General features: G+C 73.5%; 16 protein-coding genes. 8 read left to right on the forward strand and 8 right to left on the reverse strand.

Going from position 1 to position 25239, the window contains the following annotated elements; genetic code table 11:
- Positions 1-124 precede the first annotated feature (124 nt).
- From FQY79_RS09955 to rpoH, 3 genes are all read left to right on the forward strand, one after another.
- Positions 125-1057, forward strand: a complete 933-nt coding sequence (locus FQY79_RS09955) for a helix-turn-helix transcriptional regulator (RefSeq protein WP_146312761.1) — start codon at positions 125-127, stop codon at positions 1055-1057.
- A gap of 49 nt (positions 1058-1106) precedes the next feature.
- Complete coding sequence (locus tag FQY79_RS09960; protein ID WP_186759924.1) at positions 1107-3734, forward strand: TonB-dependent receptor plug domain-containing protein; 2628 nt, start codon at positions 1107-1109, stop codon at positions 3732-3734.
- A 330-nt stretch (positions 3735-4064) separates the two neighbouring features.
- The gene (gene rpoH / locus FQY79_RS09965) at positions 4065-4943 is read left to right on the forward strand and encodes an RNA polymerase sigma factor RpoH (RefSeq protein WP_146312763.1); all 879 of its coding nucleotides are present in this window, start codon (positions 4065-4067) and stop codon (positions 4941-4943) included.
- A 76-nt stretch (positions 4944-5019) separates the two neighbouring features.
- Here rpoH and FQY79_RS09970 read toward each other — a convergent pair whose 3' ends face one another.
- The 5 genes from FQY79_RS09970 to tal all read right to left on the reverse strand — a co-directional run bounded on the left by FQY79_RS09970 (position 5020) and on the right by tal (position 14209).
- The gene (locus FQY79_RS09970) at positions 5020-5955 is read right to left on the reverse strand and encodes a helix-turn-helix domain-containing protein (RefSeq protein ID WP_186759927.1); all 936 of its coding nucleotides are present in this window, start codon (positions 5953-5955) and stop codon (positions 5020-5022) included.
- A gap of 181 nt (positions 5956-6136) precedes the next feature.
- Positions 6137-10621, reverse strand: coding sequence for an autotransporter domain-containing protein (locus FQY79_RS09975; RefSeq protein ID WP_146312765.1), 4485 nt, complete (start codon positions 10619-10621; stop codon positions 6137-6139).
- A 291-nt stretch (positions 10622-10912) separates the two neighbouring features.
- Positions 10913-11722: a zinc transporter ZupT gene (gene zupT / locus FQY79_RS09980; RefSeq protein WP_146312766.1), complete on the reverse strand. Its 810-nt coding sequence runs from the start codon at positions 11720-11722 to the stop codon at positions 10913-10915.
- A gap of 81 nt (positions 11723-11803) precedes the next feature.
- The gene (locus FQY79_RS09985; protein WP_146312767.1) at positions 11804-13084 is read right to left on the reverse strand and encodes an NAD(P)/FAD-dependent oxidoreductase; all 1281 of its coding nucleotides are present in this window, start codon (positions 13082-13084) and stop codon (positions 11804-11806) included.
- Positions 13085-13261: 177 nt separating this feature from the next.
- Positions 13262-14209 carry a transaldolase gene (gene tal, locus FQY79_RS09990; protein ID WP_146312768.1) on the reverse strand — a complete coding sequence of 316 codons (948 nt, stop codon included), beginning with the start codon at positions 14207-14209 and terminating at the stop codon, positions 13262-13264.
- 168 nt (positions 14210-14377) lie between these two features.
- On the opposite strand from tal, the gene FQY79_RS09995 reads away from it, so the two are divergent.
- Positions 14378-15157, forward strand: coding sequence for an NYN domain-containing protein (locus FQY79_RS09995; protein WP_146312769.1), 780 nt, complete (start codon positions 14378-14380; stop codon positions 15155-15157).
- On the opposite strand, the gene FQY79_RS10000 is transcribed toward FQY79_RS09995, so the two are convergent.
- Entirely contained in the window at positions 15151-17364 is a 2214-nt protein-coding gene (locus FQY79_RS10000) for a primosomal protein N' (protein WP_146312770.1), read from the reverse strand. The genes FQY79_RS09995 and FQY79_RS10000 overlap by 7 nt on opposite strands.
- A gap of 446 nt (positions 17365-17810) precedes the next feature.
- On the opposite strand from FQY79_RS10000, the gene FQY79_RS10005 reads away from it, so the two are divergent.
- Together FQY79_RS10005 and FQY79_RS10010 are read left to right on the forward strand one after the other, a co-directional pair.
- Positions 17811-18728, forward strand: coding sequence for a hypothetical protein (locus FQY79_RS10005; RefSeq protein WP_146312771.1), 918 nt, complete (start codon positions 17811-17813; stop codon positions 18726-18728).
- Complete coding sequence (locus FQY79_RS10010) at positions 18718-19299, forward strand: DUF3106 domain-containing protein (protein ID WP_146312772.1); 582 nt, start codon at positions 18718-18720, stop codon at positions 19297-19299. Before FQY79_RS10005 ends, FQY79_RS10010 begins: the two co-directional genes overlap by 11 nt.
- Positions 19300-19357: 58 nt before the next feature.
- On the opposite strand, the gene FQY79_RS10015 is transcribed toward FQY79_RS10010, so the two are convergent.
- The gene (locus tag FQY79_RS10015; protein WP_146312773.1) at positions 19358-20545 is read right to left on the reverse strand and encodes a DUF3667 domain-containing protein; all 1188 of its coding nucleotides are present in this window, start codon (positions 20543-20545) and stop codon (positions 19358-19360) included.
- A 117-nt stretch (positions 20546-20662) separates the two neighbouring features.
- Here FQY79_RS10015 and FQY79_RS10020 point away from each other — a divergent pair, with 117 nt between their 5' ends.
- Entirely contained in the window at positions 20663-22048 is a 1386-nt protein-coding gene (locus FQY79_RS10020; RefSeq protein ID WP_146312774.1) for an MATE family efflux transporter, read from the forward strand.
- A 54-nt stretch (positions 22049-22102) separates the two neighbouring features.
- Positions 22103-23992, forward strand: a complete 1890-nt coding sequence (gene sppA, locus FQY79_RS10025; protein WP_146312775.1) for a signal peptide peptidase SppA — start codon at positions 22103-22105, stop codon at positions 23990-23992.
- 33 nt (positions 23993-24025) lie between these two features.
- Here the strand turns inward: sppA and FQY79_RS10030 are convergent, their stop codons facing one another.
- The gene (locus FQY79_RS10030; protein ID WP_146312776.1) at positions 24026-25054 is read right to left on the reverse strand and encodes a sugar kinase; all 1029 of its coding nucleotides are present in this window, start codon (positions 25052-25054) and stop codon (positions 24026-24028) included.
- Between the last annotated feature and the right edge of the window lie 185 nt (positions 25055-25239).

The following is a 25239-nucleotide window of genomic DNA, read 5'->3' on the forward strand; positions in this document are numbered from 1 at the left end:
CGCCTTCCGACCATGACTTTCGGATGCCGCACGCCGCAATATCGGCGCGATTTCGGCCCGGTTTCCTGAGTTTCGGAGCCGTTCGCGACAAGCATCCGGCTGGATTCCGCACAAGGAGACAGCCATGCAGATGCACACGATCTGGAGCGACCGCGGCACCGTGCACGAAGCGTGCGGCCCGCCCGGCGCCGAATTGCCCGCGCTGATGCTCGCCAGCCGCGGCGGCAGCCTGGCCGTCGCGGCCGCGGCGAGTGCCTGGCTGGTGCTGCGTGGCGGGGCGAGGCTCGAGTGCCGCGAGGGCCGGTTCAGCCTCGCCGCCGGCCAGTGGCTGGTGCTCGAGGCCGAGGCCCGTCCGTTGCTGCATGCCGACGACGACGGGCTCGTGGCCGCCATCACGTTCCCGCCGCGGCCTGGCCCGGGGTCGGGGCTGGGGCTGGCGGCGACCGGCGACGGCCCGCTGTTCCCCGGCCTGGGGAGCCTGGCACCGGGCGCACGCGCCGCGGCGCTACGGCTGTGGCGCGGCTGCGCGCCGTTCGCCCGCAACGTGGCCGGCGTGCACACGGTTGATCGACCGCGGCTGGAGGCGGTGCTGCGCCTGCTCGCTGCGCAGCAGGCCGGACTGCGGGGCCTGGTGGACCGTTGCCCGGGCCGGTCGCTGCACCGCCGTCGCCAGATGTTCACGCGCATGCAGCGGGCGTGGCTGTACCTGGCGGGCAACCTCGATCGCCCGGTACGCCTGGCGGAACTGGCCGAGCGCGGCAATGTGTCGATCTGGCACTTCACCAAGACTTTCCACGCACTGTATGGCGAAGGCCCGCAGGCCGCGTCCTCGCGGATGCGCCTGGCCAAGGCGGCGCGGCTGCTGCGCAGTTCGCGGCTGTCGATCGGCGAGGCCGGCGCGGCCTGCGGGTTCGAGAACAACTGCAGCTTTTCGCGTGCGTTCCGGGCGCATTTCGGCGTGCCGCCCTCGCTCTACCGCGCGCCGGCGGACGGGGCGCCAGAAGCGGCAAACCAGACCGGCACGGATGGGCAAGCGGTGGCGTCGTTGCATCCGTAACTTCACCGCTGCGCTTGACGCATCCTTAACGAATTCCGGAGAACTTCGCATGACTTCCCTGTTCCGATCGCGCGGACGCAGGCTCGCGGCGCTGCCGATCGCCATTGCCTGCGCCCTGCCATCGTTCCACGTCGCCGCCCAGGACGAGGGCGCAACCGAGGGCCTTGTCCAGACCCTGGACCGCCTGCAGGTCACCGGATCGCGCATCCGCCGTGCCGACATCGAAGGCGCCGTGCCGCTGACCGTGATCGACCGCGCCGCCATCGATGCCAGCGGCGACGTGTCGGTGGCCGAGGTGCTGCGCGATTCGACCTTCTCCTCGTTCGGCAACTTCCGCCCGCGCTCCGGCAGCTCGGCGCAGGCCACCGCCGACGTCGACCTGCGCGGCATCGGTTCCGACCGCACCCTGGTGCTGATCGACGGGCGCCGCGTCCCCTACGCGCCCTCCACCGGCGAGAGCGCCGACCTCAACACCATTCCGCTGGCGGCAGTGGAGCGGATCGAGATCCTCTCCGACGGCGCGTCCGCGCTCTACGGGTCGGACGCGATCGGCGGCGTGGTCAACATCATCCTGCGCAAGGATTTCGAAGGCGTGGAGGTGCGCTACGGGATCGGCAACCCGAAGGTGCGCGGCGGCGACACCGAGGAGGCCTCGCTGGTGTTCGGCACCTCGTCCGACCGCGGCAGCCTGCTGCTTGGCGCCGCGGCCAGCTCGCGCGACATGGTCTACACCCGCGACCAGATCAGCGGCCAGGCCCGCGGCGGCTCGTTCTACGGCAACAACTTCTACTTCGAGAGCGAGACCGAGCCGGGCGAGGAGGGCGAGTTCGGGGGAGCGCTGCCCGGCTACGCCTGCGACGACCCGAACTTCTGGCGCAACGGCGACAACTGCGTGTACGACTACACCGCGGTCGCGGCCGACGAAGCCTCGATCCGCAACCGTTCGCTGTTCGCCCGCGGCAGCTGGCAGATCAACGATGCCTGGTCGGTCCACGCCGCCGGCAGCTACAGCACGACCGGAAGCTTCGGCCGCTACGCCCCCACGCCGGGCGTGCTGTACATCCCCGAGGGATCGCCGAACGACCCGGTGCCGGGCGACGGGCTGGGCGTGTTCGTCTACCACCGCTACGCGGCGGCCGGCAACCGCGACAACTTCGTCGACAACGCGGTCGCCGACCTCAACCTCGGGTTTTCCTGGCAGGCGAGCGACGCGCTCTACGTCGACTTCGGCATGCGCCGCAGCCAGGCGACCTTCAAGGAACTCGGGCGCGGCTACATCGTCACGCCGCTGGCCGAGCAGGCCGCCGCCGACGGCTCGTACAACCTGTTCGATCCGTTCGGCAACCCGGAGGACGTGATCGGCGGCTTCACCGCCACCACCTCCCGCGACGGCTGGTTCGACATCGACGAGCTGTACGCCAACGCCACCCTCGACCTGTTCGACATGGGCGGCGGCGTGTCGGTGCTGGCCTTTGGCGCCGAGTACCGGAAGGAGGACTACGCCGACATCTACGATTCGCTGTCGGAGGCTGGCGTGGTGGCCGGGTCGGCCGGGAACTCGGCCGCGGGCGCGCGCGAGATCCACGCCGCGTACGCCGAATGGCTGTTCCCGATCGCGCGCAGCTTCGACGTCACCCTGGCCGCGCGCTACGACCGCTACAGCGACTACGGCAGCGACGTCTCCCCGAAGGTCTCGCTGCGCTGGCAGCCGCTGGGCAACCTGACCCTGCGCGCCTCCGCCGGCAAGGGCTTCCGTGCCCCGGCGCTGCCCGACGTGCACGGCAAGCGCGCGTTCTCCGCCGAGCACCTCTCCGACTACCGCACCTGCGTGGTGATGGGCTACAGCCCGGAAGAGTGCGGCGGCGATTCCAACGGCGACAACATCGCCGACCGCCCGCAGGACAGCAACGTCAGGTACCAGGTCGACACCTGGCGGAGCGGCAACCCGTCGCTGGAGTCCGAGAACTCGCGCCAGTTCAGCCTCGGCCTGGCCTGGGACGCCACCGACTGGCTCAACCTGACCCTGGACTACTACTCGATCGAGATCGACGACCGGATCCGCCTGATCGAGTACCAGGAACTGGTCAATTTCGACAACGCGGGGATCCCGCTGCCGGCGGGGACCTCGGTGCTGCGGCGTTCGAACGGTTCGATCAGCGAGGTGAGCACCGCCTACGCCAACGAGGGCGACCTGGAGACCAGCGGCATCGACCTCAATCTGCGCACCCGCTTCGGCTTCGATCGCGCCGGGCGCCTGGAGAACTGGCTGCAGGTGACCAGGACGCTCGACTACACGCTCACCGATGGCGAGGTGGTCAAGGACCGGCTGGGCTGGATCTCGCTGCCGGACCTGCGCGCGACCCTGCGCAACAGCTGGACCCTGGGGGCGCTGACCGCCAACTGGAACATCAACTACATCGACTCCCAGCAGAACCCGGAGACCACCCCGTCGTTCGGCTTCGTCGGCGGTGGGGCCGGCTCGCGCCTGGGCAGCTACACCACCCACGACCTGTCGCTGACCTGGCGCACGCCGTGGGAGGGCAGCTTCACCCTCGGCGTGAACAACGCCGGGGACCGCTACCCCGAGCTGCTGGAGGTCCGCGGCCGCCCCTGGAACTTCGAGCTGTACGACGCCTACGGCCGCACGGCCTACGTCCGTTTCGCGCAGAAGTTCTGACCACGGCCCCCGAGGCCCTGGAAGCGCCCCCGGATCCCGGGGGGCGCTTGCCATGTGGCGGCAGCGGGGGCGCCGGTTGCGCCCCGGAGCCGCCGGCACCGCCGGGGCCCCCATCATTGGCGCGGGACCGGTGTGGGTCACGGGCCCTTGATGGAGCGCAATGCAGGATGGGGCTCGCCCGGTGCGGCGGGCGCCCGAATCTGCTATCATATTTGAGCTCAATCAGTAGAAAACAGCCTCGTTGTCCCGAATACGCAACGTTTCGGGAACTTCCCCCCGGTTTAGCAGTCAAAGAGGCCGACTGCTAAACTCAACCCGATGAAGACGCCCATGACCCAAGCGCTCGTTGCCAACAACCTGCCGGTGCCCGCCTTCACCGGGCTGGAGCCACTGGGTTCGCTGGAGGCCTATATCAGTGCCGTCCACCAGATCCCGGTGCTGTCGGCCGAGGAGGAGCAGGCGCTGGCCCGCCGCTACCGCGACGAGGAAGACCTCGACGCCGCCCGCGAGCTGGTGCATTCGCACCTGCGCTTCGTGGTGCACGTGGCCCGCGGCTACAGCGGCTACGGCCTGCAGCTGGGCGACCTGATCCAGGAAGGCAACATCGGCCTGATGAAGGCGGTCAAGCGTTTCGACCCCGACATGGGCGTGCGCCTGGTGAGCTTCGCGGTGCACTGGATTCGCGCCGAGATGCACGAATTCATCCTCAGGAACTGGCGCATCGTCAAGGTCGCCACGACCAAGGCCCAGCGCAAGCTGTTCTTCAACCTGCGCAAGAGCAAGACCCGCCTGGGCTGGCTGAACGCCGACGAGGTCAGCGCGGTGGCCAAGGACCTCAACGTCTCCGAGCGCGAGGTGCTGGAGATGGAATCGCGCCTGTCCGGCCGCGACATCGCGTTCGACGCCCCGGCCGACGAGGATGACGACCGCGCGCCGCCGGCGCCCGCCGCGTACCTGATCGCGCACGAGGAGGATCCGGCCCAGGCCTACGAGCGCATGGACAGCGCCGACAACCGCCTCGAACTGCTGCGCGAGGGGCTGGCCAGCCTGGACGCGCGGTCGCGCGACATCATCCAGCGCCGCTGGCTCGACCCCGACAACAAGGTGACGCTGCAGGAGCTGGCCGACGAGTACGGCGTCTCCGCCGAGCGCATCCGCCAGGTCGAGGCCAACGCGCTGAAGAAGATGAAGGCCCTGTTCGCGGCCTGAGCCGGCCGATCCATTCGCTTGTTCGCAGGGCCCCGTGAAGGGGCCCTGCTTGCGTCTGCGCCCGGGGCGCGCTGGCCTAGCGGTGGCGTGCCTCGCCCGGGGTGTGGCCGAACCGGTGCCGGAAGCAGCGGTTGAAGTAGGAGATGTCGCTGAACCCGACGGCGAGGGCGATGTCGCTGATCTTCCGGCCGGCATTGCGCGGATCGGCCAGCGCGCGCCGGGCCGCCTCCAGGCGCTGGCCGAGCAGGTGGCTCGAGAAGGTCGCATCGTCCGCGGCGAACAGCCGCTGGATGTAGCGCACGGACAGGCCGAGCTGGCGCGAGGCGTCCTGGATGGACAGGCTGGGGGTGCAGGCGTTCGCCGCGATGAAGCGCTTGATCCGGGCCATGTGCGCGGCCGAGGTGCTGCGGGCGTACGCGCGCGGATCGCCGTGCCGGTCGAGCAGCAGGCCCATCAGGTCGCGGACGTGCCCGGCCAGCACTTCGGACCGCGCATCGTCACCGGGCCCCTCGCCGGCCCCGTCGTCGAGCAGGATGTCCACGTAGGAGACCAGCAGCCGCAGGAGCGGGTTGCGCGGGGAGAGCCTCAGCCGCGCACCCGGATCGAGCCTGCAGGTGGCCGGCAGCAGCGCGCGGTCCACCAGGAGGCAGCGGAAGCGGGCGGTGCCCCGGGACTCCAGGATCGAAGCGTCGCCGGTGGTCAGGACCGTGGCCTCGCCCGGGTCGAGCGCGACCTGGTGGCCCGCCTGGGAGGCGGCGATGCTCCCCGTGCAGGTGACCAGCCCGATGTAGTCGCTGCCATCGGCCGCCGATGCGGCCGTGCGCACGACGCGCAGCGGGGACGTGAGGGTCGTCAGGACCCGCACCCCGGGCAGGGTGCGCACGTCGACGTCGGCGGCGAAGGGGGCCTCGGTCATCGGCACCGCGTCCGCGCCGAACACGCGGCGACCCCAGTAGTCGCGCCACGCCGGGATGCGCTCGTGCTCGGGCAGGTCGGCAGTGGAGAATCGCATCGACGTCTCCTCGCGGGTGCCCGGCCCGGTGGCGAAGAGACCTGCTTCCGCCGCCCCCGGGCAGGCGCTACCGCGCTGCGGTGCGGGCGGTGAAGGAGGGCGGGCCGTCGCCCCGGCCCGGATTCTAGGGCGGGAACCCGGCACCCTCAACGACGCCCGGCGGGGCCGGCGGCGGCCGGGGTCAGAACCGGACATCGACGGCGAGCGTCGCCATGTGGCTGGCCTGGTCGCGCGAGAACAGGCCGTCGTAGCGGGCGCGGATGTCCACGGCGCGGGAGACGGTCCACGCGGCGCCGGCGCCGATGCGAAGCCGGTTCTCGTCGGTGCGGGGCCCGCGGATCTCGTACCCGGTGCCGCCCCCGAAGCTGTTCATGGTGACCTGCATGGTGTCGCCCATGGCGTACTCCCAGGTCGCCCGGCCGTCCAGCGCCAGCACCCCGCGCGCGGTCGGGACCGTGCGCGCCAGCGCCAGGCCCACGCCGGCGTCGAAGCGGCTCCAGTGGTCCGGCCCGGCGGACAGGTCGAAGTCGCCGGCGCCCTGCTCGGAGAAGCGTCCGTGCCGGGCCCGGCCGGCCTCCACCATCAGCAGCGGGGCCAGCGTGCCGCCACCGGCAAGTTCGAAGGCGTAGGAGGCTTCGATGGACGCCGCCAGGCCGTGCACCCGGCTGTCGGCCCTGGTGCTCGCGTCGATCGCGCCGAAGCCGATCCCGCGCCGGGTCGCGGTACGCGTGGCGCCGTACGAGAGCGAGCCCGCGACCCGGCCCTGTCCGAGGCTCCAGGCACCGTAGGCGCCGAGGTGGGTCCCGTATCCGTCGTGGTGCGAGCGGCGGTCCGGGATCGAGCCCTTGCTGCGGACGTGGCCGGCGCCGAGCCCGGCGACCAGGTCGCCGCGGCCGAGCTCGAGCGTCCGCTCGACGCCGCCGGCCAGGCCCACGCCCCACCATCTGGTGCGCGCCGCGTTGCCGTCGCCGTCGATGTCGCCATGGGTGCCCAGCGGCGCCACCCAGGCCCGGCGGGCCTGGCGGCCGCCATTGTCGTCGGCGCGCAGCTCGATGGTGGCGCCGCCCGCGCCGCGCTGGCGCAGGATGCGGTTGAACGCGGCCCCCGCGTGGTCGACGACGTGCCGGGCGGAGGCGTGGACTTCGCCGGACATGGCGTCGAACGCGGCCGGGGCCGCCGCACCGCCCAGCGCAAGCACGGCGTCGTGGGCCGGATGGCCTGGGCCGAGATCCTCGACCGCGTTGGCGGTGGAGCACTGGTTGAAGGTGAAGCCGCCCAGGCAGAAGGACGCCACCTGCCGGCTGGTCAGGTAGTAGTGGCGTCCATCCGTGCTGCCGGTGAAGTCGAGGAAGGCGAAGTCGTCGACGATGGTGGGCGGCGCCTCCACCACCAGGCCGCCGGCCGCGCCGGTCCGGATGATCGTGTAGGTGGTCCCCGGGGCGTAGGTGCGGCCGTCGTCGCGGCCGTTCTCGGGCGTGACGAGGAAGGTGACCCCACCCTGGATGGTGCCGGCGTCGGCCACGACCAGATCGTTGTGGACGCCGGCGGTGTTGCCGCCGTCATTGATCTCCACCACGTAGGTCGCGCCGCTGGCCAGGGTCAGGTCGCCCTCCGCCGCGGCCGGACGCACTGCGAGCGCGACCGCGCCGGTGGGCTCGAAGGAGGGCGCGCTGGCGCGGACGGTGAGGGTGCCGATCGATGCCCCGGGCTCGAGCCGGCCTCCCACGCGCAGGCTTCCGGTTTCGCCGCTGCCCGAGAGGACAGTGCCCGCCGAAGTGGTGATGGAACCGGCGAGCGTCCCCTCCAGCCGCAGCCCGCCTTCGGCCAGCGACAGGCGGCCGCTGAAGCCGGTGCCGTCGCCGGTGTAGTGCAGCTGGCCCGCGCCGTGCTTGGCCACTTCCCCGGCCCCGGAGAGCCGGCCCGACAGCGACACCGTGCCGTCCTCGGCCCGAAGCACGTTGCCCGAGCCCTGGAAGGTGAAAGCGCGATCGCTCGAGAGCGCCGACGCGAAGGCGAGCGTCGCCCCGTCCGCGCCGCCGCGCAGGGTCACGCCACCGCCGGCCGCGCCGAGCGCCGCGTCGGACCAGATCCGCAGCGTGCCCGCCTCGATCCGGGTGCCGCCGGTGTAGCGGTTGGCGCCGCGCAGCGCGAGCGTGCCCAGGTCGGTCTTGACCAGGCCGTCGACACCGTCGATGGCCGATGTGATCGTGGCGGTCATGCCGGCGCCCGCGGCAGTGCCGTCGCCCACGCGCACCACCGGTGCCTGTTCGAGCCGTATCCCGTCGCCGACGACCGAATAGCCGTCGACCGCGAACTGCATCCCCGCCGACAGCACGATGGCGCCCTCGCCGTCGTCCACCGTCACCTCGCCCGGGGTCCCGGCGAAGACCAGGCGCGCTTCCGGGTCGAACGGCCCGTTGGCGGTCGCGTCGGCGCTGGTCCAGTTGCCGCCGGTAGCGGTCCATTCCCCGCTGCCGCCGTCGACGACGGCGTTGCCGGACGTGTCGGTGCCGTCCCAGAAGAAGTACGAAGCGGGGGGCGCGGCCGGCGTCCCGACCAGCAGGTTGACCTGTTGGGCGATGGCGGTCTGCACGGCGAGGTTGCCGGCGTCGAAGCCCGGTGGCGCGATGCCGATCTCCAGGCCCCGGTCGGTCAGGGTGCCGCCATACTCGAGCAGGCGGTAGAGGCCGGGGCCAAACCCCCCGGCGTCGAGGACGTGCAGGGTGCCGTCCAGGATGAGGTCGTTGGCGACGCGGACCAGGTCGCTGTCGATCCCCGGCGTGCCGTCCGCTGCGCCGAGTTCGAACTCGAGCGTCGCGCCGGCATCGAGCGCGAGGTCGCCGCCGATGGTCATCAGGCCAGCCGAGGCGCCCGGGGCGAGGGTGCCGTCCAGGACGGTGACGCTGCCGCCGAACTCGCCGCCCGACAGGCGTGCCCCGCCGTGCACCTCGACCTCGCCGCCCAGTGCCTGGGCCACGTGCAGGGCGCCGCCCGCCAGCACGGTGGAGCCGCCGAAGCCGCTGCCGTCGCCGGCCAGCGTGGTGTTGCCGGCCAGGTGGTGGATGACGCCGTTGCCCGCCGGGCCCGAGAGGGCGGCGTCGATCCGGTGCTCCCCCGCATGGTTGACGACGAGGGTGCCGTGGCCCGCGCCGAACTCGATCCGGCCCGCCTCCAGCGTCGCCCGCCCCGGCGCTTCGCCCTCGCGCGCGCCGAGGTGGAGCGTGGCGGTGGACGCCGGGTCGCGCGCGATGCGGATCGTCCCGGTGCCGGTGCTGCCGACGCGGACCTGCCCCTGGTCGGAGACCGTCAACGTGCCCGGGCCGTTGCGGCCGACGGTCAGCGGCCCGTCGGTGGTCCACCGGCTGCCGGCGCCGGTGACCTCCACGACCGCACCGGACACGCCGTTGCCCGCCCCGTAGGCCTGGCTGCCGACGACCCCGCTGGCGCTTTGCACGCTGCCGCCGGCCGAGATGCGCAGGCGGCCCAGGGTCCCCACTTCGACGGCGTCGCCGACGATCCATTCCGATCCCGCGCCGGTGACCGTGGCCGTCGCCGGCGTCCCGATTGCCGAGTCGCCGGCGCCCACCAGGCCCTGTCCGCTCTCGACCAGGGCGCCCGCGCCGACGAGCAGCTCGCCGCCGCCGCTGCCCGAGTACCCGACGTGGAGGATGCCGTCCAGGCGCAGGTGGGAGCGGTCCCCCGTGCCCGCATCGGTGCCCGACACCTCGACCCGGCCCGTGCCGTCGCTGCCGATCCGTAACGACTGGTCGAAGGGACTGTCCAACGCGACCGCGCCGCCCCCGGACACGATCAGGCTCCCGGTGCCGACCACGACCATGTCCCCGGCCTGCCAGCGCGATCCGGCGCCGCTCACGGCGACCGTCCCGCGCGCATCGGCATGGCCCACGCCGATCATGCCGCGGTTGCTGGTCACCACACCGCCGTCCTCGACGGTCATCGCCCCGGTGGCACCGCCCTGGGGGCTGCCGGCGCCGACATGGAGGTTGCCTCCGCCCTCCCAGCGCGAACCCGCGCCGGTGACGAGCACCGTGCCGTGCGCGCCGTCCTGGCGCCCGGGCCCGCCGTGGAGGCCCACGTGGCTTTGCCCGCTGGTGGCCACGACGCCGCCGTCCGAGATCGCCAGCTGGCCTTGCCCGCCGTCGTAACCGCCGACGATGAGGGAGCTCGCCTCCCAGCGCGAGCCCGTGCCGGTCACGGTCACGGCGCCTGCCGAGCCGCGGTAGAAGCCCAGGATGCCACCGAAGGACTCCACGCGCCCGCCGTCGGCGATGGTCATCGTGCCCAGGCCCCGATCCCCCACGGTGATACCGGGCTGGCCGCCGACCCCGCCGGTGCCGGACAGGAGCAGGGCGGAGCCGGCGCCCGTCACCTCGAGCGTGCCGTGCGAGCCCTGGTTCTGGCCCAGCACGACGTGGCCGGTGTTGTAGGGCGTGCGCACCTCGCCTGCGTTGCGGACCACCACTTCGCATTCGCCATCCACGCCGATCACCAGCGCGCCAGGCGTGTTCCATGGACTGGGCTGGGTGCCGCCGCCGGCGCCGTCGACCACCACCACCGCCCCGGCGTCGCACGCTTGCGCGAGGACCGGGGCCGGCAGCAGCGCCGGCAGGACCGTGGTGGCCGCGAGCAGTGCGGTATGGGACACCGGAAGGGAGGGATGCCTGCGATCTGTGTGCACGGTTGAACTGGCCACGGGTGCGCTCCGGAAAGGACTGGCAGGGGCGGTGCGAGGACGGGCGGATCCCGGGGGCCGCCGGCCCACTCCGGACGGGTCCGCCCGCGCGCCGCGATGCACGCTACGGAGCGGGTGGCGACGGGTCTTGGACCCTGGCGACAGGGGCTAGGACGCAAGCGACACGGGCCGCCCCGGGGGCGGCCCGCATGGACAGGCGGGAGGGCGGGCGCGTGGGACCGCGGGGTCAGCGCGGCCCGCGCCTCACCACTTGAACAGCACCAGGCTGATGGCGAGTGCAGCCATGCCGGTGACCAGCCCGTACACCGTCTCGTGGCCCTTGGCGTAGCGCTTGGCGGCGGGCAGCAGCTCGTCCAGGGCGAGGAACACCATCACCCCGGCGATGATGCCGAACACGGCGCCGAACACCGCCTCGGACAGGAACGGCCGCAGCAGCGCGTAACCCAGGATCGCGCCGACCGGCTCGGCCAGGCCCGAGAGCAGGCAGGCGGTGAAGGCGTAGGCCTTGTTGTTGGTGGCGAAGTACACCGGCACCGCGATCGCGATGCCCTCGGGGACGTTGTGGATCGCGATCGCGAACGCCAGCGGCAGGCCCACGCCGGGGTTCTCGAGCGTGGCGAAGAACGTCGCCAGCCCTTCCGGGAAGTTGTGCGCGGTGATCGCGACCGCGGTCAGCAGGCCCACGCGCCTGACGTAGTCGCGGTTGTGCTCGCGGAAGTAGGGGTCGTCGACTTCCAGCCGCTCGTGCGGGTTGGGCACCAGGCGGTCGATGGTCACGATCACCAGCACGCCGGCCAGGAACGACAGCGTGCCCCAGGTGAATCCGAGCCGCTCGCCGTAGTGCATCGAGAAAGAGGCGATCGACTTGGTCAGGATCTCGCCCAGCGACACGTAGACCATCGCGCCGCCGGCGAACGCCAGGCCGAAGGCGAGCAGCCGCGCGTTGGGGGACTTCGACGCGAACACGAGCAGGCCGCCGAACCCGGTCGCCAGCCCCGCGGCAGTGGTCACCGCCAGTGCGATCAGCAGGTTCTGTGTGGGGAGATCGAGCATGCGCGGGCGATGGCCGGGGGACGCGGCCATCCTAGCCGAAGCGCGGCGCCGCCGAACGCCATCGACGAGGGGCCGCGATCGTCAGTCCCGATCGGAACGATCGTCGCCGCCGAGGATGATCCGGGCTGCGCGCTGGTGGGTCCAGTAGGCAACCGACCAGTTGAGCAGCACCACCAGCCGGTTGCGGAACCCGATCAGGAAGAACAGGTGCGCCAGCAGCCAGAACCACCAGGCCAGCACCCCGGACAGGCGCCACGCACCCAGTTCGACCACCGCCGCCATGCGGCCGATGGTGGCGAGGTTGCCGTAGTCGCGGTAGGCGAACCGGTCGGGAACGGCACGCCCGCCGAGACGGGCCCGGATGCGGCGCGCCACGTACCGCCCCATCTGCTTGGCCGCCGGCGCCACGCCCGGCACCGGACGCCCGTCCGGCCGCTCGACGGCGGCCAGGTCGCCGGCGACGAAGATCTCCGGATGGCCCGGCACCGACAGGTCCGGGCGGACTTTCACCCGGCCGGCGCGATCCAGCGCTACGCCCAGGCAGCTGCCCAGCGGCGAAGCGGAGACGCCTGCCGCCCAGACCACGGTCCGCGCCGGCACGAAGCGGCCGTCGCAACGGTAGCCGCGCGCGTCGATGTCTTCGACCGGCGCGCCGGTCAGGACCTCGACGCCGAGCTGTTCCAGCTGCCTGCGCGCCTTGCGCGACAGGTCTTCCGGGAACGCGGACAGCACCCGCGGCCCGGCCTCGACCAGGCGTACCCGGGCGCGCGCCGGGTCGATGTTGTGGAACTCGCGCTCGAGCGTGTGGCGCGCGATCTCGGCCAGGGTGCCGGCCAGCTCCACGCCGGTCGGGCCGCCGCCGATGATCGCGAAGCTCAGCCAGGCGTCGCGCTCGGCGGGGTCGGTCGCCGCTTCGGCGCGTTCGAACGCCAGCAGCAGGCGGCGGCGCAGCTCCAGCGCGTCGTCGAGCGTCTTCAGTCCCGGCGCGTGCGGCGCCCAGTGCTCGTTGCCGAAGTAGGCGTGGGTGGCCCCGGTGGCGAGCACCAGGTAGTCGTAGCCCAGGCGCCGGCGGCCGCCGGCGTGCTCGAGCTCGACCTCGCGCGCCTGCGCGTCCACCCGCGAGACCGTGGCCATCTGCACCTCGACGTTGCGCTGCCGGCGCAGGATCCGGCGCAGCGGTGCGGCGATGTCGGGCGCCGACAGGCCGGCGGTGGCGACCTGGTAGAGCAGGGGCTGGAACAGGTGGTGGTTGCCGCGGTCGAGCAGGGTGATGCGCACCGGCGCCCGCGCCAGCGCGCGCGCGGCCCACAGGCCCGCGAATCCACCGCCGACGATCACCACGTGCGCGGGCCGGTCGTCCATGCCGGCCATCTTATGGGGCGCGCCGCGCAGCGCCGTTGACGCCGCGCATGCACACGCCGGGCGCGGCGGTGCGGTCGTCACGCGCGCGGGCGTGCGCCGTGCGTGGCGCCGGCGCCCGGCGGGCGATCGGGTGCATCGGCGCCGCCTCGCGGTGACCGGGTGCGCGGCCGCGCGCGGTCAGCCGATCTTCGTGGCCAGCAGCGCCTCCAGCTTGCGCTGGTCGGCGGCGAAGTTGCGGATGCCCTGGGCCAGCTTCTCGGTCGCCATCGCGTCCTCGTTGTGCTCCCAGCGGAACGCCGTCTCGCCCAGCGGCTGCGGCCGCGCGCTGCGCTCGCCCGCGTCCGCCAGCGCACGCTCGACCGGCGCGTCGGACGCCTCCAGCGCCGCTAGCAGCTCGGGCGAGATGGTGAGGCGGTCGCAGCCGGCCAGCGCCAGCACCTGTCCGGTGTTGCGGAAGCTCGCGCCCATCACCACGGTTTCGAAGCCGTGCTGCTTGTACCAGCGCCAGATGCGGGTGACCGACTGCACGCCCGGGTCGTCCTGCGGCGTGGCCGGCTTGTCCATGCCGTTGGCCAGGTGCCAGTCGAGGATGCGGCCGACGAAGGGCGAGATCAGGAACACGCCCGCCTCGGCGCAGGCCACGGCCTGGGCGAAGGAGAACAGCAGGGTCAGGTTGCAGTGGATGCCGTCGCGCTCCAGGCGCTCGGCGGCGCGGATGCCTTCCCAGGTCGAGGCGATCTTGATCAGCAGGCGGTCGGGGCCGATGCCGGCCTGGTCGTACAGCTCGACCAGGCGGTGCGCCTTGGCCACGGTGGCATCGGTGTCGAAGCTCAGGCGCGCGTCGACCTCGGTGGACACGCGGCCGGGGATCAGCTTCAGGATCTCGCCGCCGATCGCCACCGCCAGGCGGTCGCTGGCGTCGGCCACCTTCGCTTCGCCGCTGCCGCTGGCGGCGGCGACGGCCTGGTCCAGGTGCGCCGCGTATGCGGGCAGCGAGGCGGCCTTGAGCAGCAGCGACGGGTTGGTGGTGGCGTCCATCGGCTTGAAGCGGGCGATGGCCTCGATGTCGCCGGTATCGGCCACGACGGAGGACAGGGAGCGGAGCTGTTCGAGCTGGCTGGGCATGTCGGCGTTGCGCGGTTGTCGAAGTGGGGGAAACGGCCATTGTCGCGCATCCGCCGCCGCGCTGCCGCAACGGTTTCAGGACGTACGGTTGCGGGCGGCCGGCCGTCGCCCCGGCGCCGGCCGCCGCGACGCGCTACCCTGCGCGCACCAGGACACCGGGACACGGACATGGCGGAAGGTGAACGGCGCATCGCGCTGCTGATCGACGCGGACAACGCGCCGGCCTCGAAGATCGACGCGATCCTCAACGAGGTCGCGCGCCACGGCGTGGTCAACGTGCGCCGCGCCTACGGCAACTGGAAGAGCCAGAACCTGGCCGGCTGGGAGAAGGTGCTGCACGAGTACGCGATCCGCCCGATCCAGCAGTTCGCCTATTCCACCGGCAAGAACGCCTCGGACATGGCGATGGTGATCGACGCCATGGACCTGATGTACGCGCGCACCCTCGACGGCTTCGCCATCGTCTCCAGCGACGCCGACTTCACCCCGCTGGTGATGCGCCTGCGCAACGACGGTTACGCGGTCTACGGCTTCGGCCAGAAGCAGACGCCGCTGCCGTTCGTGAAGGCCTGTTCGACCTTCCTGTTCCTGGAGAAGCTGGGGGACGACGGCAGCGTGGCGCCCGAGGAGGCCAGGCCCCGGACCGCGGGCGAACTCAAGCACGACCAGGCGCTGGTGCACCAGCTGCGCGGCGCGGTGGCGGCCGTCGCCGACGACGAGGGCTGGGCCTACCTGGGCGGGGTTGGCAGCCACCTGGGCAACCAGGGGTCGTTCGACCCGCGCAACTACGGCTACCGCAGCCTCAGTGCCCTGATCGACGCGGTGGATCTGTTCGAGGTGCGCCGCGACGGGCAGAAGGTCTTGGTGCGTGAACGCCCCGCGGCCAAGGCCCGGCCCTCGCGCACGCGCCGTGCGAAGGCCGCCGCCGGGGCGAAGGCGGCTCAGTAGAGGTCGACCGGGTCCACGTCCAGCGACCAGCGCACCCGGCGCGCCTCGGCCAGCGCGTGGATCGCGGGCACCGCGGCATGCAGCGCGGCGTGCAGGGCGGGCCGCGTCGGCGAGGACAGCAGCAGCTGCGCCCGGTGCATGCCCGCCCGCCGCGGCATCGGCGCCGGCATCGGCCCGCTGATCGCGGGATCCTCGCCGCCCCGGGCCGCGACGGCCTGCTCGAGCACCTGCCGCGCCGCCTGCAGGAACGCCAGCGGTGGGCCGGCGTGCCTGGCCTCGGCGCGCAGCAGGGCCAGCGACGCGAACGGCGGGAAGCCCGCGGCCTCGCGCAGCGCCAGCGCCTCGGCGGCGAAGGCGTGGTAGCCGCCGTGGATCAGCGTCGCCAGCAGCGGATGGTCGGGATGATGGGTCTGCAGCAGCACCCGGCCCGGGCGCTGCGCACGGCCGGCGCGGCCCGCGACCTGGATCAGCAGTTGGGCGAGCTTTTCGTGCGAGCGGAAGTCGGCCGAATACAGGCCCTCGTCGATCCCTACCACGCACACCAGGCCGAGCTGGGCCAGGTCGTGACCCTTGGCCAGCATCTGGGTGCCGACCAGGATCCCGGGGCGTTCGCCCAGGTCGCCGAGCAGCCTCTCCATCGCATCGCGGCGCCGGGTGCTGCCGCGGTCGATGCGCAGCACCGGCACGTCCGGGAAGCGCACGGCCAGCACCTCCTCGATCCGTTCGGTGCCCACGCCCTGCGGCTGCAGCGCGAGGCTGGCGCAGTCGGGACAGGCCGGCGGCGCCGGCCGCCGATGGCCGCAGTGGTGGCACTGCAGGCGCCGGCCCTGCGCGTGCACGGTCATCGGCCGGCCCTGCCCGGCGCCGCCGCAGCGCGGGCACTGCGCGCTCCAGCCGCAGTCGTGGCACAGCAGCACCGGCGCGTAGCCGCGGCGGTTACGGAACACCAGCACCTGGCCGCCGGCGTCGAGTTCGGCGCCGATCGCGTCGAACATCGGCTGCGACAGGCCCGCCTCGAGCGGGCGCTTGCGCACGTCGGTCACGCGCACCTCGGGCGGGCGCGCCGCGCCGGCCCGGCGCGACAGGCGCAGGTAGCGGTAGCGCCCGCCGGTGGCGTTGTGCAGCGTCTCCAGCGAGGGCGTGGCGCTGCCCAGCAGCACCGGGACCGCGAGCGCGCGAGCGCGCACGATGGCGAAGTCGCGGGCGTGGTAGCGGATGCCGTCCTGCTGCTTGTAGCTGGCGTCGTGCTCTTCGTCGACCACGATCAGGCCGGCATCGGGCAGCGGCGTGAACACCGCCGAGCGCGTGCCCACGACCACGCGGGCCTCGCCGCGCCAGGCCGCGGCCCAGACCCGCGCGCGTTCGTTGTCGTTGAGCCCGGAGTGGGTGGCGTGGACCGGCACGCCGAGCCGGGCGCGAAAGCGCGCCAGCAGCTGCGGGGTGAGGCCGATCTCGGGCACCAGCACCAGGGCCTGGCGGCCGCGCGCCAGGCAGTCGGCGATCGCGTGCAGGTAGACCTCGGTCTTGCCACTTCCGGTCACGCCGTCGAGCAGCATCGGCGCGAAGCCGTCCGCCGCGCGGATCGCGTCGATCGCGGCCTGCTGTTCGGGTTCCGGGGTCGGGCCCGGCTGCGGCGCCGGCGCGATCGCCGAGGCGGGCACCGCGAACCGCTCGGCCAGCCCGCGCTGCTGCAGCGAGCGCGCGGCCGCGCGCCAGCCTTCGAACTGCGCATCGAGCGCATCCTCGTCGCGCGCCGAGGCCTGCAGCAGCGCGGCCAGGCGCGCCGGGCGCGAACCCGTGCGCAGGCCGGGCAGGGCCGCCTCCCCCTGCGCGGTCAGCCGCCACGCCCAGGCATGGGTGTCGGGCAACGGCTCGCCGCGGCGCAGCGCTGCCGGCAGGGCGGTGGCCAGGACCTCGCCCAGCGGTGCGTGGGTGTAGCGCGCCAGCCACCGCAGCGAGTCGAACAGTTCGCCGTGCAGCAGGGGCGCGGGATCCAGGCGTTCGAGGATCGGACGCAGTTCGGGCGCGTCCGGCGCCGGCGGTCCGACCGCGGCGACCACGCCCACCAGCTCGCGCGGACCGAACCCGACCCGGACCCGGCGGCCGACGTCGTCGGGCGCGGCGGCGTCGGGGGCGCGGTAGTCGAACAGCCGCGGCAGCGGCACCGGCAGGGCGACCTGGAGGACGGGGGCGGCGGGATCGGACACCCGGAAAGTCTAGTGCGCACGCCCGGCGTTCCGGCCCCGACTTGCCGGCCGGACTTGCGCCGCATTGGACCTTCCGCGCGCAAGTCGATGGTGGGCAAGGAATTTCGCCTTATCCACAATTCATGTGGATAACCCTGTGCATGAACGCCCGCGGCAGCACTTTTCGCCCATGCATGGCGCGTGAAAGCCTGACTTGGCGAAAAATTCGCCACCGGCAGGTTTTTCTCGAAAATCAATGATTTGCGCGTGAAACAAAGCGTTCACAATGATCAATCCGGCTCCACGCGCCGCGTCCGTGACGGTTCCAGGACGCATGTGCACAACATCGGCGCCGGAAACCGCGGCTGGAACAGCCGGTGCGACATCCGTCAAGTCCCCGGAGGCGCGGCGCCGGCCCGTATCATGGCGGCCGCGGGCCACCCCCCGGGCCCGCCACAGATGCCGTCTTGAACGATCCCGCCGCGGCCCATGCTGCCCTGACCGCTTTCCTGCGTGGCGTCGAGCGACGCGGCGCGGTGCTGGCCCACTGGCAGGGTGGCAACGCCGGAGCGGGGGACGCGGCGCTGGCGGCGACCCTGCGCGACTTCCAGGCCGTGGCCGCGGCGACCGCGTTCGCCCAGTGGCCGCGCCGGTTCTGGGCGATGCTGCTGGCCGCGCCGCAGCTGCGCGATCGGAGCGGGGAGGCGGATCCGGGCCTTCCGCCGGCGGTGGCGGCGCTCGGCACCGGGCCACGCGCCGTGCTGCTGCTGCGGCTGGTCGCCGGCCTGGCCGAGGCCGATGCCGCCGCGGTGCTGGGGATCGGCCGGTCCAGCTACCGCCTGGCGCTGCAGCGCGCCTTGCCGCGGCGCGAAGACGGCAGCCCGGACACGGCGGCCTGGCAGGCGCTGTCGGCGGCGGCGCGCGAGGCGGTGCGCACGGTGCCGGAGGAGCGGCTGGCGCGGATCCGGATGCTGCGCGACGGCGCCCGCCTTCCGGCGGCCACGCCCGGCCGCGCCCGTGGTCCCGGCCAGCGGCGTGGATGGCTGTGGCCGGCGACGCTGCTGGCGGTGGCCGCGGTCGCCGCCGCCCTCGCCGCGACCTGGTGGGGGCCCTGGCTGCCGCCGGCGGCACCCGGGCCGGGGAACGGCATCCGCAGCGAACCGCTGCCCGCGGCCGAGCCCGCTGCGCGCTTCGATCCCGCCGCCGCGCTCGCCTCCCATCGCGACCTGGAGTTGCTGCTGGACGCCGTGGCCGGCGACTTCGGGCCCGACGCCGATCCCGCGTTCGAGGCCTGGCTGGTGCAGGCGCTGGAGGAGATCGAGGGGGTCGTGCCCCAGAGCGACGGCGAGGCGGGCACCGCTGCGGAGGGCGCCGATGGTCCCTGAGTGGCGCTGCCGGCTGGCCGCCGCGCTTGCCCTGCTGCTGGCGGTGGGGAACGTGGTGGCCGCGGGCGGCGACGGCGCGGCCCGGATCGCGGCGCTCGACCCCGACCAGCGCGCGGCCCTGCAGCGCCGCGCCGCGCAGTGGGACGCCCTGCCGGTGACGATCCAGCGCGAGCGGCGCGAGGCGTGGCTGGCCTGGCGGTCACTGCCTGCGCAGGAGCGGGCGCGCATGCGGGCCGCGCGCGAGGCCTGGCGCAGCCTGCCGATCGACCGCCAGCAAGCGCTGCGCGCGCGCTTCGACGCGCTCGACGCCGGGATCCGTCGCGGCTGGCTGCTGGGGCCGGTGCTCGGCCGCCACTGGCCGCGGCTGCACGCGTTGTTCGCCCAGGTGCCGCCGGACGAGCGCGATGCGCTGCTGGCGGCGCTGCGCGCGCTGCCGCCGCAGGCACTGGAGGACCTGGGCGTGCTGGCCCAGCGCACCCCGCCGCAGGAGCGGGCGGCGCTGCGCGCCGGCCTGATGGCCGAGCCGCCCGCGCGGCGGGCGCAGTGGCTGCGCGCGCGGGTGGCGCCCTGAGCGCCGGACGCGGGGCCACGGCCGGGCGCCCCGGACCGGGCCCGCGCCGCCCCGCGGCCTACATCCAGACCAGGCTGGCGAGCGCGGTGAAGGCCGCGCCGAAGCCGAGCAGGATCGAGTAGCAGGTGCCGATCGCGAAGTACTTCAGCAGGGTCATGATCCAGCCCTGGCCATACACCCGCTTCTGCATCAGCAGCAGGTAGACCGGGATCCACAGCCACAGCCCCGCCTCCACCAGCCCGAACACGTTCGCGCCCGCGCCGCCGTCCGGCGCCAGCCAGTCCTCCAGCGCCATGGTCACGAACACCAGCAGCAGCACCAGGCACACGAAGGCGTGGCTGTGCATCGCCACGATCAGGTGCTCCATGTACAGCCGGCGCCGGAACAGGTAGGCCAGTTTCAGCATCAGGGCGAAGATCGGCAGCAGCACGAACAGGGTCGAGGGCACCGCGCCGAGCAGCGACTCGACGAGCAGGTCGGGCTCCTCCTGCATCCGCTGCACGTTGCGCTCGGCGCGCCCGATCTGGCGGTTGATCCAGTCGTTGGCGAAGTCCGGCAGCCACTCCACCGTGACCGGGTTGGTCACCGGATCCCATTCCTCGGGGCCGAACGAAATCCGGTGCGGGCGCGGCACCGGTGGCGGCCCGCCCTGGGCTTCGGCTTCGCGGAACGCGGCGATGCGCTCGTCGGCCTGGGCGCGGATCGCGGTCTCGGCAGCGTCCAGCGCGGCATCCGCGCCGCGCGGCGGGGCCCGGCCGCCCGCCGCCGCCGCGCGCAGCTTCTCCCGCGCGGTCCCGATCTCCGCCAGCGCCCGCTCGCGCGCCTGCTCGACCTCCTCGATGCTGCGCGCGACCTCGATCCCGCTGTCGCCGCCGATGTTCAGCGCCGCCCCGGTGCCGTCGTCGGCGCTGATCACGAGCCGGCCGACGAAGAAGGCGACGATCGCGAGGAAGAAGAACAGGCGGAACGGACTGACATAGCGGACCCGGCGGCCGGCGAAGTACTCCAGCGACAGGTAACCGGGCTTCGCCAGCAGCGGCCACAGCGTCCTGGGCGTGCGCGCGTCCCACTCGAACACGCTGTCGAGCACGTCGCCGACGATGCTCGAGAAGTGGCGCACCAGGCCCTTCACCGGCTGGCCGCAGGCATAGCAGTGGTCGCCCAGCAGCGGGGTGCCGCAGTTGGCGCAGGCGCCGCGTGGCGCGGGCGTCGGCGCCGGCGCGGCGGGTTCGGGGCTGGAATTCATCGTTCGGACCGGGAAAGGGGTGCCGCGACCCCGGGTGCGCGCCCTAAAATACGGCCCCCCCTGGCGTGGCGCCAGCGTCGTCGCGGACGCGGGCCCGCCGCTCCCCCGGATCCCACCATGTCCCCGTCCGCAACGCCGGCGCGCCTGCGCGAGGAAGTGCGCACGACCGCAGCGCTCGCCGCGCCGCTGGTCGCCGGCCACTTCGCCACCGGCCTGATCGGCTTCGTCGACAACGTCATCGCCGGCCGCCACGGCACCTCCACCCTCGCCGGGGTGGCGGTGGGCACGGCCATGTTCTGGCTGGTGATGCTGGTGCCGATGGGCACGCTGATGGCGCTGCCGCCCTCGGTGTCGCAGCTCGACGGCGCCGGGCGCCGCGCCGAGGTCGGGCCGCTGTTCCGGCAGGCGCTGTGGCTCGCGCTGGGACTGGGCCTGCTGCTGTTCGTGCTGCTCGGCCTCGGGCGCCACGTGCTCGAACCGATGGGCATCGCGGTGGACGTGCGCCCGGACGCGGCCGCGTTCCTCGGCGGCATCCGCTGGGGCGTGCCGGCGCTGACCGTGTACTTGTGCCTGCGCTACCTGTGCGACGGCCTGCACTGGACGCTGCCGACCATGGCCTTCGGCTTCGGCGGACTGCTGGTGCTGCTGCCGCTGGGCTACGCGTTCACCTTCGGCGCGTTCGGCTTGCCCGAGGGCGGCGCCGGCGGGCTCGGGTTGGCCTCGGCGATCATGATGTGGGCGCAGGTGGCCGGCTTCGTGCTGTACCTGGCCCGGTCGCGGCGGTTCTCCGCGCTGCGCCTGTTCGACCGGTTCGAACTGCCGCGCCGGGGCGAGATCGGCTCGCTGCTGCGCACGGGGCTTCCGATCGGGGTGACCGTGGCGATGGAGGGCGGGCTGTTCGTGGTGACCGCCCTGCTGATCGGCCGGATCGGCGAGCTGGAAGTGGCCGCGCACCAGATCGCGATCAACGTCGCGAGCCTGTGCTTCATGGTGCCCTTCGGCCTGGCCGAGGCCACCACGGTGCGGGTGGGGCACGCGCTGGGCGCCGGCCGCGGTGCGTACGGCGTGCGCCGCGCGGCGCTGGCGGGGCTGGTGCTGGTGCTGGCGACGCAGGCGGTCTCGGCCACGGTGCTGCTGGGCGGGCACGGCGCGATCGTGGCGATCTACACCCACGACGTGGCGGTGGCTTCGCTGGCCGGGTCGCTGTTGCTGTTCGCGGCGGCGTTCCAGTTCCCCGACGGGATCCAGGTGCTTTCGGCCGGCGCCCTGCGCGGACTCCGGGACACCCGGGTGCCGATGTTCATCGCCGCGCTGGCCTACTGGGGCATCGGCATGCCGCTGGGGGCGGGGCTCGGCCTGGGCCTGGGCTGGGGCCCGCGGGGGATGTGGACCGGCCTGATTGCGGGGCTGGCGGTGGCGGCGGTGCTGATGGCGGCGCGTTTCCTGCGCAGCAGCCGGCCGGCGGCGCTGGCGGCGACGGGCCGGGTGACCAACGGCGCATGAAAACAGGAGGTTGGCCGGGTACTCTGGCGGCCTGGATACGGAGTGATTTCACCCATGAGTCAGGTGTCTCCGCGCGGCCCGCTGCTGCGCGCCATCGTCGGCGTCTGGAACGGCATGAACTTCGTGCGCCGGCTGGTGCTGAACCTGCTGTTCTTCTTCCTGCTGCTGCTCGTGCTGCTGGCGATTGCCGGCGGGCGCGGGGCGGTGGTGCCGGTACACGAGCGCAGTACGCTGGTGATCGCGCCGGAGGCGCGGCTGGTCGAGCAGTACACCAGCGACCCGGTGAGCCGCTCGTTCATGGGCACCTTCGGCCAGGGCCCGGCGGAAGTGCAGCTGCGCGATTTGCTGGCGGTGCTCGATGCCGCGCGCGAGGACGCGAAGATCGAGCGCGTGCTGCTGCGGGTGGACCGGATGTCGTTCTCCGGTTTCGCCTCCCTGCGCGAGCTCGGCGAGGCGATCGACGAGCTGCGCGCGGCGGGCAAGCAGGTGGTCGCGTTCGGCGAGCGCTTCACCCAGGCCCAGTACCTGCTGGCCGCGCACGCCGACGAGGTCTACCTCGATCCCGAGGGCGAGGTGCTGCTGCTGGGACTGAGCGGCTACCGCCAGTTCTACCGCGAAGGCCTGCAGGACAAGCTCGGCATCGACATGCACCTGTTCAAGGTGGGCGAGTACAAGTCCGCCGCCGAGCCGTTCGTGCGCGACGACGCCTCGCCCGAGGCGAAGGAGGCCGACCTGTTCTGGCGCGGCGAGGTGTGGCGGCGCTACCTCGAGGACGTGGCGCGCCTGCGGGGGACCAGCGCCGGACACCTGGCCGCCGCGGTCGACGGCCTGCCCGAAGGCATCGCCGCGGTGCAGGGCGACACCGCCCGCTACGCGCTTGAACACAAGCTGGTGGACGGGCTGAAGACCCGCGAGGAGGTCGAGCGGCTGCTGGCCGAGCGCGGCGTGGCCGACGAGGACGCCGAGGGTGGCTTCCGCCAGGTCGGCTTCTTCGACTACCTGCGCAACGTCGAGGGCGCCGGGCGCGGTCTCGACCCGCGCCGCCCGCAGGTGGCGGTGGTGGTGGCCGAGGGCGAGATCGTCGAGGGCCGGCAGCCGCCGGGCCGGATCGGCAGCGAGTCGACCGCGGCCCTGCTGCGCGAGGCGCGCGAGGACGAACACGTGAAGGCGGTGGTGCTGCGGGTGAACTCGCCCGGCGGCTCGGCCTTCGCCTCCGAGATCATCCGGCGCGAGGTGCTCGCGCTCAAGCAGGCCGACAAGCCGGTGGTGGTCTCGTTCGGCGACGTCGCCGCCTCCGGCGGCTACTGGATCAGCATGGACGCCGACCGGATCTTCGCCGACCCGTCGACGATCACCGGATCGATCGGCATCTTCGGCCTGGTGCCGACCTTCCCGCGCGCGCTGGACAAGATCGGCGTGCACACCGACGGCGTGGCGACCACGCGCATGGCCGGGGCGTTCGACCTGGCGCGGCCGCTGTCGCCGGAGCTGGCGCAGGTGGTCCAGTCCTACATCGAGAAGGGCTACCGCGACTTCATCGGTCGGGTCGCCCAGGGCCGCGGCCGCACCCCCGAGCAGATCGACGAGGTCGCGCGCGGGCGGGTGTGGACCGGCGCGCAGGCGCGCGAGCGCGGCCTGGTGGACGAGTTCGGCGGCCTGCGCGCGGCGATCGCCGAAGCCGCGTCGCGCGCGCGCCTGGGCGAGCCGCGGACCTGGCGGGTGCGTTACGTCGAGCGCGGCGCCACGCCGTTCGAGCGCTGGTTCAGCGGCTTCCTGCAGGGCCGGCTGGCGCAGGGCTGGCTGCGTGACTCGGACCTGGCGCGCAGCCTGCTGTCGCGCGCGGCGCCGCAGGCCGAGCGCGACCTGCGCCTGCTCGACCAGGTGCTGCAGTCGCGCGACGGCGCACCGGTGAAGGTGCTCGCGCACTGCTTCTGCGGCCTGTGACGGGCGCGGGCGGCGCCGCGCCCGCGCTGCCGCTCAGCGTTTCACGTCCAGGCGTTCGCCGCGCACCACGGCGAGCACTTCGTCCTCGCCGCACAGGTTGAAGTCGCCCGGCACCGCATGCTTGAGGCAGCCGGCGGCGTGCCCGAACCGCAGGCTGTCGGCATCGTCCCAGCCCGACAGCAGGCCGTGCAGCACCCCGGCGGCGAAGGCGTCGCCGCCGCCGATGCGGTCGACGATGCCGGGCACGGGACGCTCCTCGACCCGGTGCAGCTCGCCGTCGCGGGTGGCCATCAGCGCCCCCAGGGCGTGGTGCTCCACGCTCGCCTGGCGGCGCGTGGTGCAGGCGATGCGCCGCAGGCGCGGAAAGGCGTCGAAGGCGCGCCGGGCGGCGCGCGCGAAGCGGTGTTCGCGGGGTTCGTCGTCGCCGGCGCCGGGGTCGGGGCCGAGCACGACGTCGACGTCGCGCTGGTCGGCGAAGGCGATCTCCGCGCCTTCGAGCAGCGGCCGCAACATCGTGGCCGGGTCGCCGTCCCAGGCCGCCCAGAGCATCGGCCGGAAATTGCCGTCGAACGAGACCCGCACGCCGTGGTCGACCGCCGCGCGCACCGCCTGCGCGGCCGCGCGCGCGCTGGCCGGACCCAGCGCCGGCGTGATCCCCGACAGGTGCAGCCAGGCCGCGCCGTGCAGCAGCCGCGGCCAGTCGTAGGCCCCGGCGTCGGCGGTGGCGAAGGCGGAGCCGGCGCGGTCGTACAGCACCTCGCTCGGGCGGTGCCCGGCGCCGGTGGCGAGGAAGTACAGGCCCATGCGGCCCGGCGCCAGGCGCACGCCGCCGGTATCGACCCCGTGGCGGCGCAGCTCGCCGAGCGCGGCGCGGCCCAGGGCGTTGTCGGCGACCGTCCCCAGCATCGCCACCTCGTGGCCGAAGCGGGCCAGGGACACGCCGACGTTGGCCTCGGCGCCGCCGATCCACGCCTCCAGCCGCGGCGACTGCAGCAGCAGCTCGCGCCCCGGCGCCCCCAGGCGCAGCAGCAGCTCTCCGAAACAGGCGATGCGACTCGACATACGCGCTTCCTCGATGGTGGCGTCCGGCTGGCGGCGTCCGCGGTGCCCGCGACGCGGTCGCCGGCCGCGCGTCCGGTGCGCGGTGGCCGGCGGCCGTGCGGGACGTTCGATGTTGCCGGGATCCATTATGGGCCCGGCCCGGCCCGGGATGCCGACCGGGGCGCGCGACGGTGCCCGTGTCGCGG

The sequence above is a fragment of the Luteimonas wenzhouensis genome (assembly GCF_007859305.1).
Lineage (GTDB): Bacteria > Pseudomonadota > Gammaproteobacteria > Xanthomonadales > Xanthomonadaceae > Luteimonas > Luteimonas wenzhouensis.

Excerpts from the sequence above, each read along its gene's own strand:
- FQY79_RS09955 (WP_146312761.1), top strand. The coding sequence starts at position 125 with ATGCAGATGCACACGATCTGGAGCGACCGCGGCACCGTGCACGAAGCG.
- FQY79_RS09960 (WP_186759924.1), top strand. The coding sequence starts at position 1,107 with ATGACTTCCCTGTTCCGATCGCGCGGACGCAGGCTCGCGGCGCTGCCG.
- rpoH (WP_146312763.1), top strand. The coding sequence starts at position 4,065 with ATGACCCAAGCGCTCGTTGCCAACAACCTGCCGGTGCCCGCCTTCACC.
- FQY79_RS09970 (WP_186759927.1), bottom strand. The coding sequence starts at position 5,955 with ATGCGATTCTCCACTGCCGACCTGCCCGAGCACGAGCGCATCCCGGCG.
- zupT (WP_146312766.1), bottom strand. The coding sequence starts at position 11,722 with ATGCTCGATCTCCCCACACAGAACCTGCTGATCGCACTGGCGGTGACC.
- FQY79_RS09985 (WP_146312767.1), bottom strand. The coding sequence starts at position 13,084 with ATGGACGACCGGCCCGCGCACGTGGTGATCGTCGGCGGTGGATTCGCG.
- tal (WP_146312768.1), bottom strand. The coding sequence starts at position 14,209 with ATGCCCAGCCAGCTCGAACAGCTCCGCTCCCTGTCCTCCGTCGTGGCC.
- FQY79_RS09995 (WP_146312769.1), top strand. The coding sequence starts at position 14,378 with ATGGCGGAAGGTGAACGGCGCATCGCGCTGCTGATCGACGCGGACAAC.
- FQY79_RS10010 (WP_146312772.1), top strand. The coding sequence starts at position 18,718 with ATGGTCCCTGAGTGGCGCTGCCGGCTGGCCGCCGCGCTTGCCCTGCTG.
- FQY79_RS10015 (WP_146312773.1), bottom strand. The coding sequence starts at position 20,545 with ATGAATTCCAGCCCCGAACCCGCCGCGCCGGCGCCGACGCCCGCGCCA.
- FQY79_RS10020 (WP_146312774.1), top strand. The coding sequence starts at position 20,663 with ATGTCCCCGTCCGCAACGCCGGCGCGCCTGCGCGAGGAAGTGCGCACG.
- sppA (WP_146312775.1), top strand. The coding sequence starts at position 22,103 with ATGAGTCAGGTGTCTCCGCGCGGCCCGCTGCTGCGCGCCATCGTCGGC.
- FQY79_RS10030 (WP_146312776.1), bottom strand. The coding sequence starts at position 25,054 with ATGTCGAGTCGCATCGCCTGTTTCGGAGAGCTGCTGCTGCGCCTGGGG.